Annotated in this window: 13 protein-coding genes; 4 read left to right on the plus strand and 9 right to left on the minus strand. The window is 54.1% G+C overall.

Annotated elements, in window-relative coordinates; genetic code table 11:
* Positions 1–84: 84 nt before the first annotated feature.
* The 3 genes from ACQZ51_RS18155 (at position 85) to ACQZ51_RS18165 (ending at position 4080) form a co-directional block, all read left to right on the plus strand.
* A complete protein-coding gene (locus tag ACQZ51_RS18155) occupies positions 85–1392 on the plus strand; it encodes a UDP-glucose dehydrogenase family protein (RefSeq protein WP_448779360.1) in 1308 nt (435 codons plus the stop codon).
* Positions 1393–1431: 39 nt separating this feature from the next.
* Positions 1432–2427, plus strand: a complete 996-nt coding sequence (locus tag ACQZ51_RS18160; RefSeq protein ID WP_448779609.1) for an NAD-dependent epimerase — start codon at positions 1432–1434, stop codon at positions 2425–2427.
* A gap of 141 nt (positions 2428–2568) precedes the next feature.
* Positions 2569–4080: an O-antigen ligase family protein gene (locus ACQZ51_RS18165; RefSeq protein ID WP_448779361.1), complete on the plus strand. Its 1512-nt coding sequence runs from the start codon at positions 2569–2571 to the stop codon at positions 4078–4080.
* A 237-nt stretch (positions 4081–4317) separates the two neighbouring features.
* Here the strand turns inward: ACQZ51_RS18165 and ACQZ51_RS18170 are convergent, their stop codons facing one another.
* The 5 genes from ACQZ51_RS18170 to ACQZ51_RS18190 all read right to left on the minus strand — a co-directional run bounded on the left by ACQZ51_RS18170 (position 4318) and on the right by ACQZ51_RS18190 (position 12203).
* Entirely contained in the window at positions 4318–5691 is a 1374-nt protein-coding gene (locus tag ACQZ51_RS18170) for a TolC family protein (protein WP_448779363.1), read from the minus strand.
* 77 nt (positions 5692–5768) lie between these two features.
* The gene (locus tag ACQZ51_RS18175) at positions 5769–8036 is read right to left on the minus strand and encodes a polysaccharide biosynthesis tyrosine autokinase (protein ID WP_448779365.1); all 2268 of its coding nucleotides are present in this window, start codon (positions 8034–8036) and stop codon (positions 5769–5771) included.
* A 209-nt stretch (positions 8037–8245) separates the two neighbouring features.
* A complete protein-coding gene (locus ACQZ51_RS18180; protein ID WP_448779367.1) occupies positions 8246–9568 on the minus strand; it encodes an HlyD family type I secretion periplasmic adaptor subunit in 1323 nt (440 codons plus the stop codon).
* A 1-nt stretch (position 9569) separates the two neighbouring features.
* Positions 9570–11264, minus strand: a complete 1695-nt coding sequence (locus ACQZ51_RS18185; RefSeq protein ID WP_448779368.1) for a type I secretion system permease/ATPase — start codon at positions 11262–11264, stop codon at positions 9570–9572.
* A gap of 150 nt (positions 11265–11414) precedes the next feature.
* The gene (locus ACQZ51_RS18190) at positions 11415–12203 is read right to left on the minus strand and encodes a metallophosphoesterase family protein (RefSeq protein ID WP_448779370.1); all 789 of its coding nucleotides are present in this window, start codon (positions 12201–12203) and stop codon (positions 11415–11417) included.
* A 567-nt stretch (positions 12204–12770) separates the two neighbouring features.
* Here ACQZ51_RS18190 and ACQZ51_RS18195 point away from each other — a divergent pair.
* Positions 12771–12911: a hypothetical protein gene (locus ACQZ51_RS18195; RefSeq protein ID WP_448779371.1), complete on the plus strand. Its 141-nt coding sequence runs from the start codon at positions 12771–12773 to the stop codon at positions 12909–12911.
* A gap of 99 nt (positions 12912–13010) precedes the next feature.
* On the opposite strand, the gene ACQZ51_RS18200 is transcribed toward ACQZ51_RS18195, so the two are convergent.
* Genes ACQZ51_RS18200 through ACQZ51_RS18215 form a run of 4 tightly spaced genes read right to left on the minus strand, consistent with a single transcriptional unit; the run spans position 13011 to position 16887 of the window.
* Complete coding sequence (locus tag ACQZ51_RS18200) at positions 13011–13787, minus strand: aspartate/glutamate racemase family protein (protein WP_448779372.1); 777 nt, start codon at positions 13785–13787, stop codon at positions 13011–13013.
* Complete coding sequence (locus ACQZ51_RS18205; protein WP_448779374.1) at positions 13784–14557, minus strand: aspartate/glutamate racemase family protein; 774 nt, start codon at positions 14555–14557, stop codon at positions 13784–13786. Before ACQZ51_RS18205 ends, ACQZ51_RS18200 begins: the two co-directional genes overlap by 4 nt.
* A gap of 19 nt (positions 14558–14576) precedes the next feature.
* Complete coding sequence (locus ACQZ51_RS18210; RefSeq protein WP_448779376.1) at positions 14577–15977, minus strand: FAD-dependent oxidoreductase; 1401 nt, start codon at positions 15975–15977, stop codon at positions 14577–14579.
* Positions 15978–15993: 16 nt separating this feature from the next.
* Complete coding sequence (locus ACQZ51_RS18215; RefSeq protein WP_448779378.1) at positions 15994–16887, minus strand: isocitrate lyase/PEP mutase family protein; 894 nt, start codon at positions 16885–16887, stop codon at positions 15994–15996.
* Between the last annotated feature and the right edge of the window lie 23 nt (positions 16888–16910).

Below are 16910 nucleotides of genomic sequence, written 5' to 3' on the forward strand. Positions count from 1 at the left end.
TAAATTAAAACTTGCAATGATAGGCGACAATTGCTGCATTGCAGAAACAATGACCCGTATGGTTTTAAGAGGCAGAGACCCGCTATGAAGATTACGATGATTGGTGCAGGCTACGTTGGCCTGGTGTCCGGTGTTTGCTTTGCAGATTTTGGACATGACGTCATTTGTTTGGATCGAGACGAAAGTAAGGTTGAAGCCTTACGGAACGGCAAGATTCCGATTTTTGAGCCGGGCCTGGAGCAACTGGTCGCGGAAAACGTTGCTGCGGGACGGCTGAGTTTCTCTACGGATCTGGCAGCCAGTGTCAGCGGAGCAGACGTGGTGTTTATCGCAGTGGGCACGCCTTCACGCCGCGGCGACGGACATGCAGACCTTTCCTACGTCTATGCTGCAGCGCGTGATATCGCGCAGAACGTAACCGGCTTTACCGTCATTGTAACCAAGTCAACGGTTCCGGTCGGGACCGGCGACGAAGTAGAACGTATCGTGAAAGAAACCAATCCGAATGCGGATGTAGCGGTGGTTTCAAACCCCGAATTTCTGCGCGAGGGCGCCGCTATCGAAGATTTCAAGCGCCCTGACCGAATTGTGGTCGGCATGAATGACGAGCGAGCTCGTCCGGTCATGACGGAAGTCTATCGTCCGCTTTATCTCAACCAGTCTCCGCTGCTGTTTACAACTCGCCGTACATCCGAGTTGATCAAGTATGCCGGCAACGCATTCCTGGCTATGAAGATCACGTTCATCAACGAGATGGCCGATCTGTGCGAAAAGGTCGGCGCGAATGTTCAGGAAGTTGCGCGTGGTATCGGTATAGACGGCCGCATCGGCTCTAAGTTCCTCAATGCTGGACCTGGCTACGGCGGTTCGTGCTTTCCCAAGGACACTCTGGCGCTGGTCAAGACGGCTCAGGACAACGACAGCCCGGTACGTCTGATCGAGACCACGGTCGCAATCAATGACAACCGTAAACGAGCCATGGGTCGTAAAATCATCGCAGCCGCCGGCGGAGATGTACGTGACAAGACTGTTGCTATCCTCGGGCTTACATTTAAGCCGAATACGGACGATATGCGCGATAGTCCCGCCATCACCATCATCCAGACGCTGCAAGATGCCGGTGCCAAGGTTGTTGGTTATGATCCCGAAGGCATGGAAAACGCGCGTAGCATGATGAACGACATCTCCTATGCATCGAGCCCCTATGCCGCTGCGGAAGGCGCGGATGCGCTGGTCATCGTGACAGAGTGGAACCAGTTCCGTGCGCTGGATTTTGATCGCCTCAAGACAATTATGAACCAACCCGTGCTTGTGGATCTGCGTAACATCTATCGCAGCGATGAAGTCACCAAACATGGCTTCACCTACAGCAGTATCGGTCGCCCTGAGTAGGGATTAACGGTGCGAATGGCGAATGCGAAAGGCAGTAACATGAGATATCTGATAACTGGAACGGCCGGATTTATCGGTTTTAATGTTGCAAAGCGGTTGCTGGATGAAGGTCATTTTGTGACCGGTCTCGATGGGATGACGCCGTATTACGACGTCAGGCTCAAAGAGGCTCGCCATTCGATACTTGCGCGCTCTAACGGTTTCCGACCCGTTATTGGGATGCTCGAAAGCAAGGAGACACTTGCTGAGGCCGCGGACGCTGGGGAGCCAGATGTCATCATTCATCTGGCTGCTCAGGCTGGCGTTCGATATAGCCTGGAAAATCCCAAGGCATATGTCGACAGTAATTTGATAGGTTCCTGGAACATCCTTGAGCTTGCAAAAACGGTTGGCGCCAAGCATCTTCTGATGGCGTCAACGTCTTCTATTTATGGTGCCAACGAGCAGATCCCGTTTGCGGAAACCGATCGCGCAGATGAGCCCATGACGCTTTATGCTGCCACCAAAAAGTCGATGGAAGTCATGGGGCATAGCTATGCCCACCTTTATAAAATTCCTACGACGTGTTTCCGGTTCTTCACTGTTTACGGACCATGGGGCCGGCCGGATATGGCCCTGTTCAAGTTTGTCGATGCCATCGAGAACGGCAGGCCAATCGATATCTATGGTGAAGGCCAGATGAGCCGGGACTTTACGTATATCGATGACTTGGTAGAAGCCATCGTCAGGCTGTCCAATATCCCGCCCTCCCCTGAAAACCGCGTCGAAGGAGACACGCTTTCGGCTCAAGGACCTTTCCGGATCGTGAATATCGGCGGCGGCCAGCCTGTTGCCTTACTCGATTTTGTCGACACGATCGAGGAGGCGTTGGGCAAGAAAGCCATTCGCAACATGTTGCCAATGCAGCAGGGCGACGTTCCTCGAACTTTTGCTGCAACGGAGTTGCTACAGTCACTTACCGGCTTCGTACCGCAAATCGATGTAAAAACCGGTGTTGGTAGATTTGTGGATTGGTACAAATCTTACTTTAACTAGTTTCGCGGCAGCCATGTCGATTGATGTGAGACCAGTGAAGAGATTTATCTTCCGACATTTGCGCAATTAAATTTTAACAACCTCGCCCTTGCTTAAATCGCTGCAGTTGAATTGACAGAGCAGAGGCGGTGAGGAGTAGGTATGTTGAAAGATCGTCAGTCGACAGGCCCGTCCGCGCTGCTAGAGCCGCTATCTTTGCAGCGGACTAACGACGTTGAATCCGCGGCGACGCAGCGATCGAAAGACCTTCTATTCCGCGTTATGGAGGTCGGTTACTGGCTGATCATAAGTTTTTCGCTTCTGACTTATGGCGCAGTCGATACCACTGCGGTCGCTGCAGTCACCATTTTCGCCTTCCTGTACCTCCCAGTTGTTGTTGTCGGCAATCGAGGCATACCGGAGCATATCCGTGGTCTGTTCTTCCTCACGACCCTGACCCTTGCAACTGGCGTAGCATGGGCTCATTTCCAAGCTTTGCCCAGCTACAGCTCCGCCTTTGCAGACCTAGTGTGGAATCAAACCGGCGGGCTTCTGGCCAATGACATTCAGCGCACAGTAAGCCTTACTCCCGGCGATGCACAAACGGGCATAATGAAACTCGCACTTCCTTTTGCTGTATTCATTCTGACTTTGCTGCTCTTCAACAATGATGACCGCGCGAGCCATGGATTGAGAATGCTGGCGTTCGGTGGCGGAGCCGTGGCTATATTTGCAGTCCTACAATTCACGATAGCGCCGAGGTCGCTTCTGTTCGGACAGAAGGCCTTTTATTTCGACAGTTTGACGGCACCTTTCGTGAATCGAAATACGGCAGCAACATTCTACGGAGTCCTACTACTCATTCTCACAGCTTTGCTACTGAAATGCTGGCGCTCACTTGACCTCAGCCGCGGTCGGGTGCTGGCGACAATTTTCGACCTTCAGCACAGCTTTATCGTGCGGCGAACATGGCTAATCGCATTTCTGACACTCGTCGTGCTCACAGCCTTGCTTCTGACGCGATCACGAGCTGGGGTTGGCGCTACCGCAATTGCAGTATCGTTCTTTCTTGTCATTTCAGCGCTGGTTGATACGCGTAAAAGAAAAACTCCGGAAACCAAAGCTCCATTGAACACCTGGATGAAACGCTCGTTGGTAGCCGCGTTGATGCTTCTGATCGTCGGCGCTGTCTTCGGCACGTTTTCAGGGCAAGCAGTGTTGCGCGCCAAGGAGAGTGGTCTCACCGATTCACGCTTTTGTATATTGCCCGGCATCATGAAGATGCTGTCTGACACCTGGCCAATGGGTGCTGGATTAACGAGCTTTCGAGATGTGTTTCCCGCCTATCGCGATCCAGCCTGCGGCTTGGGTGGCGTTTTTGACCGCGCGCACAACGTTTATCTGGAGGCCATCGTGGGTTTCGGCGCGATGGGGTTGGCAATGATCGTCGTTACGATTGCCGCTCTTGCATCAGTATTCGTAAATGGAATCCGCAAACGTCGCAGATTCCGTTTCGCTGGCATTCTGGGGCTTTCAGTTCTGCTTCTGGTCATGCTGCACAGCGCCCTAGACTTCTCATTACAGATACCTGGATTTGCGGTCTGGTTTGCATCAGCATCCGGGCTCCTCGCAGCATTGTGCGCCCTGCCGCCGAATAAGATGCGGCGCCGATAAAGCGACAGCGCCAGCTGGGTCTACGGCGGCCTAAAATCAGCCGCGCTGCGGCTTAAAAGCGGCCATCTAGGGCGTGCGCGTGAACCCGAGGGCAGGTGTAGCCCGAACGGGGCATCGTGCGCGCTCCGATTTTAAAAGGGTTTTCAGCAAGCTTGACGTGTCTAGCTGTATTCACAAACACACGGGCTGATGCAGACGGAGAGGACCGCAATCTCAAATAAATCCACAAGCTCCCAATCAGAGCCCGGAAATTTGAACGGCTGTGCCGATAGAATCGTCATTCAGGAGGCCGCATTCCGCAGCGATGGTCAGACGCGCCATGTCTGCCTCATAACGTGCATTATTCACCGCTAGTTGCGCGTCCGCAATATCAGAAATGGCACGGATTTCGTCAAAAACGCTCCGCTCACCCAGTTCTCTCTCGGTTTTCACGCCGACCGATCTCATTCGCGCACCATTTTCTTGCTTTTGCGCAAGCGCAAGTATCGCACGAGCGGTCTCGAGACGTTGCATGGAAGCGGTCAGTGTGGTTCCGACATCTTGTAAAATAGCGTGTTTATCGAAAGTAGCCGCCTCAATTTCCTTTTCGCGGCTGCGAAGGGACGCCTCTCGTGCACCTCCGGTATAGAGAGGCATCGAGAAGTTTAAGGTTGCACTGGCATCCGTGGAATTGTCCGATTGGCCGTAGTTTTCACGTTCCAAACCCGCAGAAAGTCGAAGACCGAGGCGCGGCTTATAAGCTGCATCGGCCTGACTGAGACGAGCATATGCTACCTCTATCTCGGCTTGCCTTGCAGCAATACGAGGGTTGTTCGCGGCCGCAAGCGATTGCAGTTCCGCTATCGCTTTTGGGAAACGGGACTCCAGCTTTGCCAACATCATGCTGGCTTCAATCGAAGTCGGCGCGCGCAGCCTTACCAAGGTCCGTTCTGCCTCAAGCCGCTGCAAACTGGATTGGCGTTGGTTCAGTTCGATCTGAAGTAATTGCCGGTCTACATCTGTAATATCCACGCGTGTTGCGGATCCTTCGGTCTGCTCCGAAGCAACGGCGCGGCGCAATTGCGTTAAAGCCTTGCCGTGCTGCGTCAGAATAGCCTTCGTGCGATCCTGGCGACGAAGTTCAAGGTCAGACGATAATATGGCTACCGAAACTGAGAGAAATGTAGTCGCGGTCGTTGCGCTGGACGCACGATAGTTCGAGTAAGCGAGCGCTAATGCGGCGGTGTCCCTGCCACCTTGATAAATCGGGATGTCCATGACAAGCGCCGTACTCTGCTCGTTTCCGCTCAGATTACGTGTTCCGTTTTGTAATGGCGTCAGTTTGTAATTTGCTTCGAGAGAGACGCTCGGACGTGACATCGCTTTGGCTGATTCAATTTCACTGCTTGCCGCTCCCTGACGTGCACGAGATGCTCGAACCTCGGCGGTGTTCCCGGCCGATTGAGAAAGAGGCCCAAGGTTCGCCGGATCTCGATTTTGAGCTGGAACGGCACTAGCGCACGTCCTGTCTGGAGCCGGACACGACGCCTGTGAGGTCGTCTGAGAGCAGCCGGTCATCAGCATCAGTGCCAGCAGCAGAACAGGCGCCAGGGTCAACCCCAAGTGTCGCATCGATAACCTCCGGATGGTTACCGAATATTAAACAATATTGCTTAATGAATTCTTAAGAAAGAAGATAGGCATAGTCATCAACTGGCCTCCTCGTAGTAACTCGAATAACGGGAAGCGTAGTATTCCGTATCCCCGTGTAAGCTGTAAAGGCGCATTTTTTTCTGGTCGACCTTGCTCAAAATAACGCCTGCACATTTACGAGAGATCTGTTCTTCGTTCTGAAATGCATTCCTAACAGCACGTCGCGCTGTTCTGCCCCATTCAACGACATAGACAAAGCTATCGATTGTGGATGAGAGCGCTCTGGCATCCACCACTGCACCAACAGGCGGAAGATCGAGCACGATATATTCATATTTGACAAGAAGATTGGCAAATACACCGCGCATTGCTGGCGAAACCAGAAGTTCGGCAGAAAATGGAAGTCGCTCGCGCAGGACCGTTGGCATAAACTTCATGCCGCTCAGGGGATCTGTCATCAACGCATCTTCCACAGATACCTCGCCCAGAAGTACTTCAACCAAACCGGCCTTGGCATGTGGAGCAATCATCCGCGTTGCTCCCGGGCTCCGAAGGTCTGCATCTATCAACACGCACTGATGACCCTGGCTCGCCAGAAGACGTGCGAAATTGACGGCAACAGTGGATTTTCCTTCATCTGGCAATGTGGAAGCGATGCCTACTATGCGGTTTGCATTTGGGCTCGTGCTGAAGTCGACGGCAATTTTTGCGCTTCTCAGTGTCTCTGCAAACGAGGACAATGGATTGCTGAGCGAATATCGAGACGTCAGGCTTCCTGCACGAACGCTTCGTTCCGTCGCTTGTTCAGAAACCACTGGCAGAGCGGTATTATCGCGATCATCAACCAACGGCAGCATGCCGAGGAACTCTTTACCCAAGTCCTCTCTGAGACCATCGCCTGTCCGATAGAAGCGCTCTTGAAATTCACGCAATGCGCCTATCGCGCCGCCGAGAATACCGCCAAGAAGGAGGCCTCCGACAATGCTCAGCATCAATTTCGGAGAAGACGGAATCAACGGAGGGGCAGCGCGCGAAATAATGCGAGCGCCGGTCGCTGAAAATGACTGCTGCTGGATAGCTTGCTGGTAACGCTGCAGGAATGATTGGTAGAGGTTACGATATGTCTCCGCTTCGCGCTGCAGTTCACGGAGTTCCACTTGACTTTGATCTGCGACGGCGCTTTGCGAGCTCGATGTTGCAAGACTGGCCAGCAGGCTTCGTACGCGTCCGTCGGCCACCTGCGCTTCGTTGTTATAACTTTGCGCGATACGACCAAGTTCACCAAAAAGAAGCGCCTTGTATTCCGCCATGTTTCGGCGGTGTCGAACTGCCTGCTCATGGTTTGGGCCAAGTCGAGCCGAAATTTCCGCCTCGCTTTTTGCAGACAGCAAATATTGTTCGCGGAGATTATTGGCTATCGGGCTGTCCAGAACTTCCTTGACCACCGCATCGACGTCGTTTGCTTCGATGTTTTTCGTGATCTCCTCGTAACGTGCCCTCGCTGTGGCAGCTTGGGACTGCGCAGTGCCCAAAGCACTGTTTATCTGCGCCAGGTTCTGGTCCGTGACGAGACCATTGCCCGTGCTGAGCAAGCCATTTGATGCCCGGAAGCGCTCAACCGCGAGATCAGATTGTAGGGCTTTTTGCTCCAATTCGGCTATGCGTTCCTGCAGCCACTTGCTTGCACGGCGGGTCGCCTCATATTTGGAGTTCAGCGAATCCCTCAGATAGGCTTCCGCTATACCTGTCGCAATTTTTGCGGAAAGTTCGGACGAGGGCGACGTGTAGGAAATGTTGATGATGTATGTCTGCCCAACGCGCTCTACATCCATGCCTGCCTGTAGCCGGGAAAGTGCTGAATCCCGAAGCTGATCCGCATCCGGCGAGTCTTCTGTCTCATCCGCGCCAAAAATGCCCCCTAACCCGCTTTTCAGCACGTCGATCACCGAACGGTCTTCAGCCATGAATTCGGCATTATCGACGAGTTTCAGCCGATCGACCACCTCGTAGCCAACTGCTTGTGAGCGAAAGACTTCAATCTGGCTAAGAACGGTTGTTTCATCATCAGAACTGCCCCCAAGGTCGGTGAGTTGCTGAAGAACCATACTCCGTCCCTTGTCGATCATGACACTGGAAGTGGCCGTAAACATGGGGACGGCTGTAATTGCGTATATGCCCGAAACAACCATCATAAAAGCGGCTACTGCCGCGACAATGATCCGCTGTCTCATCACGGCCTTGAACAACCGTTCGAGATCGATCACCCCGTCACCCTCGACATCTGTGTTGTCGTTGAAAGCAGGCCTTTGCTGAAACGTCGGCATTTCATTCACCACGGTCGCCCTCAATGGTTAGGCTCTCGAAATCCAACTGGCTTTCTCAAGAGTATCTTTTTTATCATTCAGAATAAGTAATCAGACCGGAGGTACAGTATTCTAGCTTCTCCACTACGATCAGCATCGTGTCCTGATAACAAGTTTCCCGTCACGTGTCTCAATTATGATTTATCGGATATGCCTCTGCACTGATTTTTTTACTGCCGGAAGGCCCTGCGGAAGCTTTGCACGAAGGGCTCGGCTAGATACTCAAAAAACGTCCTTTGATGAGTGGCCAAAAACACTTCACTTGGCATTCCTGGCACAATTTCAGGAATCTTGGCCCGTTCCCCATCATCCACTGCCAACCGTATCGTATAGTAAGGCGGCAAATCGGCACGATCCTGACGTACATCGGCACCGACAAAGGTAATATGCGCAGAAATCTGATCGTAAAGATGCCGGTTGAATGCAGAAATCACGACACGTGCGTTCTGGCGAAGATAAACATCGTCAACATCGGAAGGATCAAGCTTGGCCTCAATGAGCAAGGGCTGGTCCACTGGAACGATTTCGAAGAGCGGACTGAATGGCTCAACCGCACTTCCGATTGTATTGACATGCAATTTGTTGACAACGCCGGTCACTGGCGAACGAATTTCTATGCGAGCAGTCGCATCCAGTTTGCCCTTGAGGCCCTCGCTGATTTCCAGATAGTCGGAGCGGGTTTTTGACATTTCATCGCTGATCTTCTGATAGAAAACCGAGCGCTCTGCTGCCATGCGGTTATCAGTTTCACTAATCTGGTGATTGATCGCCTCAATTGCCGCTTCTGTCTTAAAGACATTGCCGGACAATGAATCGGACTGGCGCTCAATTTCACGCAGCAGGCTTTCACGGCCAAGGCCGTTACGAATGGCTTGTTGCCTGAGAGCAATGTCCGTTGCCATGCTTTCCCGCTGCTTACGAAGGGATTCAAGCTCACCTGACAAGCCAGTTAGCTGACCCGTCAACGCCCGCCGCTGCGACTGGAATATCTCCAGCATATCGTTTAACTGCGTCCGTCTGGTGGTGAACTCCCGTGTTTGATCCTCCAGCAACTGCGCAATCTCTGCTGGATTGATTGTAGGCTCAGCGTCCATCAAGGATTTGATGTCCAGATCGAGCCTCTGCTCCTGACGCATTTCCGCATCCAGTCGAGCCTGTTTCAGACGCAAGCCCACCTTTCGCGTTTCCAGTTCCTTTACCGCAGCCTCATCTTCTGCACGCGAAAGGACTGCTATAACGTCGCCCTGCTTGACTTGTTCTCCCTCACGAACGGACAGACTGGCAAGAACACCGCCGCGCTCGTGCCTTACGACCTGAACATTGCCATCTGTGATAACGGAGCCCCGGGCTATGATTGCACCAGAAAGTGGAACAGTGAACGCCCATGCAGCAAAGCCGCCAAGAAAGATTGCCGTCATCAACGCGCCAATCAACATTGTACCATTGATGGACGTTACACGGTGCCGGATTTTGATGAGATCTCTTTGGTCCATGTTACGTTCCTGCTTGCGCTCCGCCACTTGTGGTGGCGGAAACCGTTAGCATCTGACCACGCGCAATGACTGGCGAGTTTGCGAGGCGGACCTTGCCCTTTTCCATCAGGTAAACCGTATTGGCTATGGCAAGTAGGCTTGAGCGATGTGTGACCGCGATGATCGTACGCCCAGCAGCCCTTTCCCTTACCAGAACCTGAATCAGTGCGTCTTCACCCGCACTGTCCAGATTAGAGTTCGGCTCATCCAGCACCAGAACCGCGGGTTGCGTATGTAAAGCGCGAGCCAATGCAATTCGCTGGGCCTGGCCACCAGAAAGCCTGACGCCGCGCGACCCGATGCGGGTGTTGTAACCTTGCGGAAGCGTGGAGATGAATTCATGGGCTTGAGCACGGCGCGCAGCCTCTACAATGGAACTATCGCTGGCTGCCAAATCAAAGCGAGCTATGTTTTGCGCTACGCTTCCTTCGAACAACGTGGTCTGCTGAGCCATGTATCCAAATGCTTGCCCTCGAGCTTTGGTAGGCCACTCCGAAAGCCGGAACCCGTCCAACCTGATTTCACCACCAGTTGGAAGTCCTGCGCCGCACAGCAACCGCAAAAGTGTCGATTTTCCTGAGCCGGAAGGGCCGACGATAACGCTGATCTGACCTGGAGCGAAATCAATGGAAACATCGTTCACAATGAGCGGGGCGTCGGCCCCTGCTCCGAGGGCCAGTTTGACATTGCGCGCTGATACATGCCCGGTCGGTGAGGGCAGATCGACTCGAGCATCTGTTGTCGCGCCAACCTGATTGATGACCGTGTCAATGTCGCGCTTGGCCTTGCGAGCTTCCGAAATAACCTTTGACGCCCATACAAGTTGCTCGATTGGCATCAGGGCGCGTGCTGAGACGATGGAAGATGCAAAGATAAGACCTGGAGACATATTACCGCGGATAACTAGCCAGGCGCCAAAACCAAGTGTGGCCATTTGTAGAGTTTGGCGGATAAAGCGAGATAAGCCATAAAATCTAGCCTGCACCGCGCCTGCACGGTCTGTAGCATCTGCAGCGTAAAGCGCGCTGCCCATCCAGCGGGTTACCATTGCTGGCCCCATTCCCATGGCCCTCAAATCTTCATGCGCACCAAGCGCTTCCTCAGCGTATCGTGCCGCAATGGATTGCTGCGCCGATGCTGCAGCCGACGCCCGACGGGAAAGCCACTCGTTCATCAGAGTGACCAATGCAAGCAGAACCATGCCTCCAGCCGTGAGAGCGCCCAGCAGCGGGTGGACGAGAAACATCAAGAGCAGAAACAATGGAGCAAATGGCAAGTCATAGAGATTGATGTAGGCGCTTGAAGCCACGAAGCGCTTGACCGCTCCAACTTTGCTTGCCAGTTGCGGATCAATAGCGGAGACCCAACTATCTGAACCGCTGATTAAATATGGCAGGACAGTCAACTCGTACCGTGCAGCAAGCTTCCGGGCCAGCGTCTGCCGAACCGTTTCGATAAGACCGAAAAGACCAAGCGCTGCGCCAGCCATGATACTGAGATAAACCAGCGTTTCCACACTGTGTGTCGGCAGAATACGATCGTAGACCTGGGTCATGTAAAGCGGCATGACGAGCAGAAGCACATTGGTCAGAACAGTGAAAACGGCTAAAGCAGAGGCTGGACCAAGCAGATCCATCTTCACAGGTTTCTTATTCATATCCAGGTATCTTTACCGTTATAAGACCTCGGACGTATGAAGCTTATGCTCTACGCATTCAATGATATAATTGATTTATCATTAACGCTACTCAGAACGCAGAAAAACCTGACGCCCAAGGCGAGTAATTCCAATATCGATATGTGTTAATCACAACAAACACACGTTCTGGCCGTCGATTTTAAGGATGGTCAGATTACCGGTTGAATAAGCTTGGGTATCGATCCCAATTCGACTTGGTGACATGAACGGCGCTGGGCTCGGAGTGTGGCCATGAATGACTGTCAATGGCAGCCCAGAACCCTTCGATAGGAATGGCTCCCGAATCCACATTAGGTCTTCGTCGCTCTGGTCTTCAAGTGCGATGCCTGGACGAATGCCTGCATGGACGAAAAAGTACCGCCCGATTTTCAGGCTCACAGGCAGATTCCGCAAAAAATTAATGTGCTCATCGGGCACAGCCTCCCGCAAAAGCCTACCAATCATTTGGGGCATGTGCTGCCGGCGCTGACGCATATGATCGATATCTATGCCGTAGGACAGCAGGGTTTCCTTGCCGCCAAAGCGAAGCCATTCTTCAATGGTTTCCGGATGCTCAATCGCATAGAGGAACGCCTGATCATGGTTACCGCAAAGTGCGATACGCCGAAACGGCTTAACGTCTGGCGATGATAGATGGGAAATTACTGCCGAAGATTTTCTTCCTCGGTCAACGTAGTCACCAAGTGTAACAACCAACCCCTTACGGCCAGTATTTCTGATATCGTTGATGATCTTTTCTTCCCCTGCCTCAAGCAGGTCCATGCAGCCATGGATATCACCTATGACATAGATGGGGTAAACAGGATCACTATCTCCGAGATCAAGGCGCCGACGCGCGGGTACGACGAACGAATTAGCATTCGATCTTCGGAAAAAACTCCAGAACTTCTTAATCATGGATGACCGCTTATTGCCTCACCGTGCGCCTTGTTGAAAGCAGTGTTTGAACCGCCGCGATACGCATACACAATAGTTGACAGATTCGTCTTAAGGCTTTGGGAAGATATGCGACGGATTTCATGGAGCGATTTAACCTCGCATGTATGTGTGTCCAGTTGTCCGCCACATATTGCGGCGGTGACGGGACAAGACTGAGGGTCAGCTTTGCGCGGGCTGCCTGCGATCTTGATGTTCATGAAAATGCGCTGCGCAAATGGGTCAAAGGATACGGCTCTGCCCTATGCAGGCTTTTTCTGGGCACTGAAAAATGAAGGCCGCGCAGAGATTGGGATCGACAGGCTTCAGAGACAAGTGGCCCAGCTGAGGGCGGAGCGTGACATCTTAACTCGGCGTCAAAAAACCCGGCAGCATGCCATAAACCATTACATTAGACTTCTACAAGAAAAGGAAGCCCATCCGCCTTCTTCGGTAGACTCATCTGATGCTTCATGTCGGTTCGGAAACAACTTTACCCATTTTTAGGTTGTTTCCGCTTATCAACAAGAATGAGCAATTGGAGGTATCATGTCCACACGAGCAAAGGCTTTTGTCACGGTGTTGTCGATCTCCACCATCATGTGGGCCACGATAATCTATGGCGTCGCAGCACTGTATGGAAGTGGATACCCGGGCATCGATAATTTCAACACAGCGAGCACTCGATAACGGGAGTCTCGTGAACGGAACCGGGCTTGCCGGAGGCCATTTCGTTTAAGTTATCAGACCATCGCTGTTGCGTCCCAGTCTCAGCGCTTTGCGGCATTCTCACTCTTTCACCTTACGCTCGGCCTCTGCTCCCGCCTTCATCATGGCGTGAAGCATATCCAGTCTTGGCTCAACCGGGGGCGGATAGACATCTCTGCCGTGGGTTAGACCAAGGGCTAAAAACGTCTCGACCAGTTTGTAAGTGAGCGGACCAGGATTGACGACGGGTACCGGCAGGTTCGCGGCGAGATATTCGCCTGCCTGGTGCATAGTGGTTGAACCCAGGCAGATGACTTCCGCGCCATCCTCTTCGATGCAGCGCATCGCGACATCGCGCATGCGGGGGAACACGCTATCTTCTTTGCCGCCCAGCAGGTTTGAAAAATCCGGTGGCTGATCGAAACTGCGCACCGAGGCGCATTGCCGGTCGAAACCATATTCTCGGATGGCCTTGCGGTATCTCGGCAGCGCGGGTGCCCATTGCGCGAGTACCGAGAACTTGCCACCGAGTGTAAGCGCATAGAGCATCGATGCCTTGCCTGCGCCGATGACGGGAATGGAGAGCACCGAGCGGAGCATGACCATGCCGCTGTCAGACATGGTATCGATGCAGACAGCATCAAACCCCTCGTCTTGCGCGTTGCATCCTGCCTCGAAAATGGCGAGGTCCATCAGGCCCCAGTCATGCGGCGACATGAAAGACGTCGGGCCGCAGGTGACGGGGCGATAGGTCAGTTCCCAATCCGCAGGCAACGGCACGTAGTGCGACTGCGCTTCACGATTGCGCACGCCCTCGGCGTCCAGCGCGAAGGGAACGATGACGAGAATGCGGGTCATTGGCTGCCCTCCAGATAGGCCGCACCGGCAGCGCCGATGGCACGGATCATGTCATGCTTGGGCGAAAGCGGCGTGGGCCATGTCGCCTTGCTGTGGGTGAGGTTCAGATCGAGCGCAATAGACGCCAGTTTGTAAGTCAGTGGGCCGGGGTTGATGACGGGAACGGCAATGCGAGCGGCGAGCCAGGAATGGGCTTCATGCATTGTCGTTGATCCAAGGATCAGAACCTGCGCGCCATCTTCCTCAACGCATCTTTCCGCAGCGTCTAGCAGAAGTGGAAATACCTCGTCTTCCTTGCCGGAAAGCAGGCTCTTATTATCTGGCGTCACACCAATCGAACGCATCGAGGCGCATTTATGCTCCATGCCCAGCTCACCCAGCGTCTTGGTGTAGAGCATTTTCCAGCGGTCCCACATCATCAGGATCGAGAACTTTTCGCCCAGCATCTGTGCAAGCAGCATGGAATGACGCCCCGGCGCGATGACGGGTATGGTCAGGACGGAGCGTAGCATCGACATGCCGCTATCGGACATTGTGTCGATGCAGACGGCATCAAAGCCTTCCTTCTCAGCATCAAGCCCGGCATCGAGGATAGAGAAGTCGGCAAGCGCCATGTCGTGCTGGCTGGAATAATTCTTGGGCCCAACCCGCACGGAGCGATAGTGAAACTCAATGCCGGGACCGAGATCCACGGCCTTCATCTGCGCTTGTCGGCGTGCGATATCGTCTTTGCCCATGGGAAACGGTACGATGACCATAACCTTCTTCATGACGTCCTCCTCTGGTTCTTCAGCTTTCAGTGGCAATGCGGGCGGCCGTGATGCCAGCCAAGCGGCCAAAGCTGGTCGCAGTCAAAAGACCATTGCCGGAAAGATAGCCGTAGTTGGAATCGCCTGAGACGCCGCGCGCAGCACCGCCTCCCGCAAGCAGGTTTGGCAAGGCCGTTCCATCTTCGCGCAGCACACGGGCCTCGGCGTCGATGACCAGGCCACCTTGAGTGTGGAACAGCGCGCCGTTGACCTTTACCGCGTAGTAAGGCGCAACCAGCACCTGATCCTGCGTAAAGCTGCGACCAAAACGGTCTGGCTCTCCGGACCGTGCGGACGTTTCGATGACTTCGAACTCTTCGCGGATGGCGGGAAGCGGAAGACCCGTTACCGAAGCAAGTTCCTCCAAACTGTTTGCGGTTTTGACGGCGCCCAGCTTGCGAATCTCGCGGTAGTCGTAAAAGCCGATTGCCGCCTCTTCACCCTTGGCATCATAGATGTCCCAGGCAATGTTGTCGGGCTGGGCGGCGACTTCAGCGGCGTGTTCGGAATAACCGCGCATCTCATTGGAAAAGCGGTGTCCCTCCACATTCAAAAGAATGCCGCCTTTGGTAATGACAGCCCATGTCAACGGCAATGCGTGCGGGTGAGCGACGGACCCATGGCCCTGATAGGCTGCCATATCGGCCACGGCAGCGCCGATCTCCAGCCCCCACTTTACGGCGTCTCCGGTGTTGGAGAGGTGGCCGCAACATTCGGCTTCAGCGATCTCCGGGATGTATGTCTGCACCAGCGCGACATCACCCGCAAAACCGCAGGAAGCCAGAACAAGCGCCTTGCAGCCAAGCATTTCCAGCGCGCCATCAGGCCTGCGGAAGCGAACACCAGTGACGCGACCGGCGCTATCCACATAAAGGTCTTCAACCGACGCTTCGGTGACAAGATCGATATTGGCACTGGACACCGCTGCGAGAAGCGATTGCTCCAGATCAGCGCCGGTCCGACTTTTCGGGCCATGCATACGAAGACGCGAGTGGCCGGGATACATGAAGCCCGTGACCAGTTCGAACTCCACCTTATGCGTGTCCATCAACCAGTCGATCATCGGCCCTGCGGTCTTCGCTGCTACCAGCGCCATGTCGTGCGGCGTATGGTCATGGGTCTTGGCGACGAGGTCTTGAGCGAAAAGTTCTGGACTGTCTTCGATGCCAGCTTCTTTCTGCAACCTTGTGCAGGGTGCGGGAATTAGACCGGCAGAGAGCGAAGTTGAGCCCGTGGGGCTTTCATCTCGCTCCAGCACCATGACCTCCTGCCCCGCATCATGAGCGGCAAGGGCTGCAACCAGACCGCAGGCCCCTGCCCCGACGACCACGACAGGCACTTCAAAATCGAACGTCACGCCTTCGGCTTGTAGCACTGCCATGGCTCAAATCTCCTGCTCAATAGGTTGTGCGGTTTGCATCCGGTGTGCCGTAGCGCGCTTCCAGCTCCTGAATTTCAGGCATGCGCGCCATGTCGAAGAATTCCTTGAAATTCATCACGTTGGGCGCGACAGACGCGATGGTCTCTTCGGTCTTCAGAACCTGAAGCGTCTTGCGCGCCGCTTCGCAGGCCGAAAGCAGCAGCCAGTTGGGGTAGATGATAAGCTTGAAGCCCAACGCTTCGATTTCCGTGCGGGTCAGGAAAGGCGTCTTGCCAGAGGTTGCCATGTTGTAGAGCAGCGGAATGCCGGGAAAGCGCGGTGCGATATAGGCCAAGTCATCCGGGCCGGGACTTTCGATGAAGATGACGTCGGCGCCGGCCTCACGGTACATTTCTGCACGGTCGAATGCGGCGTTTCTGCCATGCAGTGCCAGCGCATCCGTGCGGGCAATGACGACGAAATTCTCGTCAACACGGGCATCGACTGCCGCCTTGACCTTCGCCACCATATCTTCGACTGGAACAATCTGTTTGCCCGCGAGGTGCCCGCAGCGCTTCGGCAGCACCTGATCTTCAAGATGAACAGCTGCCACACCACCGCGCTCGTAAAGCTGGATGGCACGCCGCACATTGAGCGGGCCACCAAAGCCATTATCGGCATCAGCAATCAGGGGGATATCGGAGGCATCGGCAATGCGTGTGGCATTATCAACCATCTCGGTCATGGTCAAAAGGCCAACATCGGGATAGCCAAGCCGGGTGGCAGAGGTGCCAGCGCCCGTCATATACATGGCGTCGAAACCGGCTTCCGTGACAAGGCGGGCGTACATGGCATCAACGACACCGGGAGCCATGAGGGCTCGTTCGCCTGCGAGCAACTGCCGCAGACGTTGGGTACGTGTTAGGGACATTATATTCTCCATTCTCCGTAAAT

It is taken from the genome of Agrobacterium sp. CG674 (assembly GCF_053521645.1).

Bases quoted from the DNA above. Each gene is read 5' to 3' on its own strand.
- ACQZ51_RS18155 (WP_448779360.1), top strand. From the start codon at position 85: ATGAAGATTACGATGATTGGTGCAGGCTACGTTGGCCTGGTGTCCGGT.
- ACQZ51_RS18160 (WP_448779609.1), top strand. From the start codon at position 1,432: ATGAGATATCTGATAACTGGAACGGCCGGATTTATCGGTTTTAATGTT.
- ACQZ51_RS18165 (WP_448779361.1), top strand. From the start codon at position 2,569: ATGTTGAAAGATCGTCAGTCGACAGGCCCGTCCGCGCTGCTAGAGCCG.
- ACQZ51_RS18170 (WP_448779363.1), bottom strand. From the start codon at position 5,691: ATGCGACACTTGGGGTTGACCCTGGCGCCTGTTCTGCTGCTGGCACTG.
- ACQZ51_RS18175 (WP_448779365.1), bottom strand. From the start codon at position 8,036: ATGCCGACGTTTCAGCAAAGGCCTGCTTTCAACGACAACACAGATGTC.
- ACQZ51_RS18180 (WP_448779367.1), bottom strand. From the start codon at position 9,568: ATGGACCAAAGAGATCTCATCAAAATCCGGCACCGTGTAACGTCCATC.
- ACQZ51_RS18185 (WP_448779368.1), bottom strand. From the start codon at position 11,264: ATGAATAAGAAACCTGTGAAGATGGATCTGCTTGGTCCAGCCTCTGCT.
- ACQZ51_RS18190 (WP_448779370.1), bottom strand. From the start codon at position 12,203: ATGATTAAGAAGTTCTGGAGTTTTTTCCGAAGATCGAATGCTAATTCG.
- ACQZ51_RS18195 (WP_448779371.1), top strand. From the start codon at position 12,771: ATGTCCACACGAGCAAAGGCTTTTGTCACGGTGTTGTCGATCTCCACC.
- ACQZ51_RS18200 (WP_448779372.1), bottom strand. From the start codon at position 13,787: ATGACCCGCATTCTCGTCATCGTTCCCTTCGCGCTGGACGCCGAGGGC.
- ACQZ51_RS18205 (WP_448779374.1), bottom strand. From the start codon at position 14,557: ATGAAGAAGGTTATGGTCATCGTACCGTTTCCCATGGGCAAAGACGAT.
- ACQZ51_RS18210 (WP_448779376.1), bottom strand. From the start codon at position 15,977: ATGGCAGTGCTACAAGCCGAAGGCGTGACGTTCGATTTTGAAGTGCCT.
- ACQZ51_RS18215 (WP_448779378.1), bottom strand. From the start codon at position 16,887: ATGTCCCTAACACGTACCCAACGTCTGCGGCAGTTGCTCGCAGGCGAA.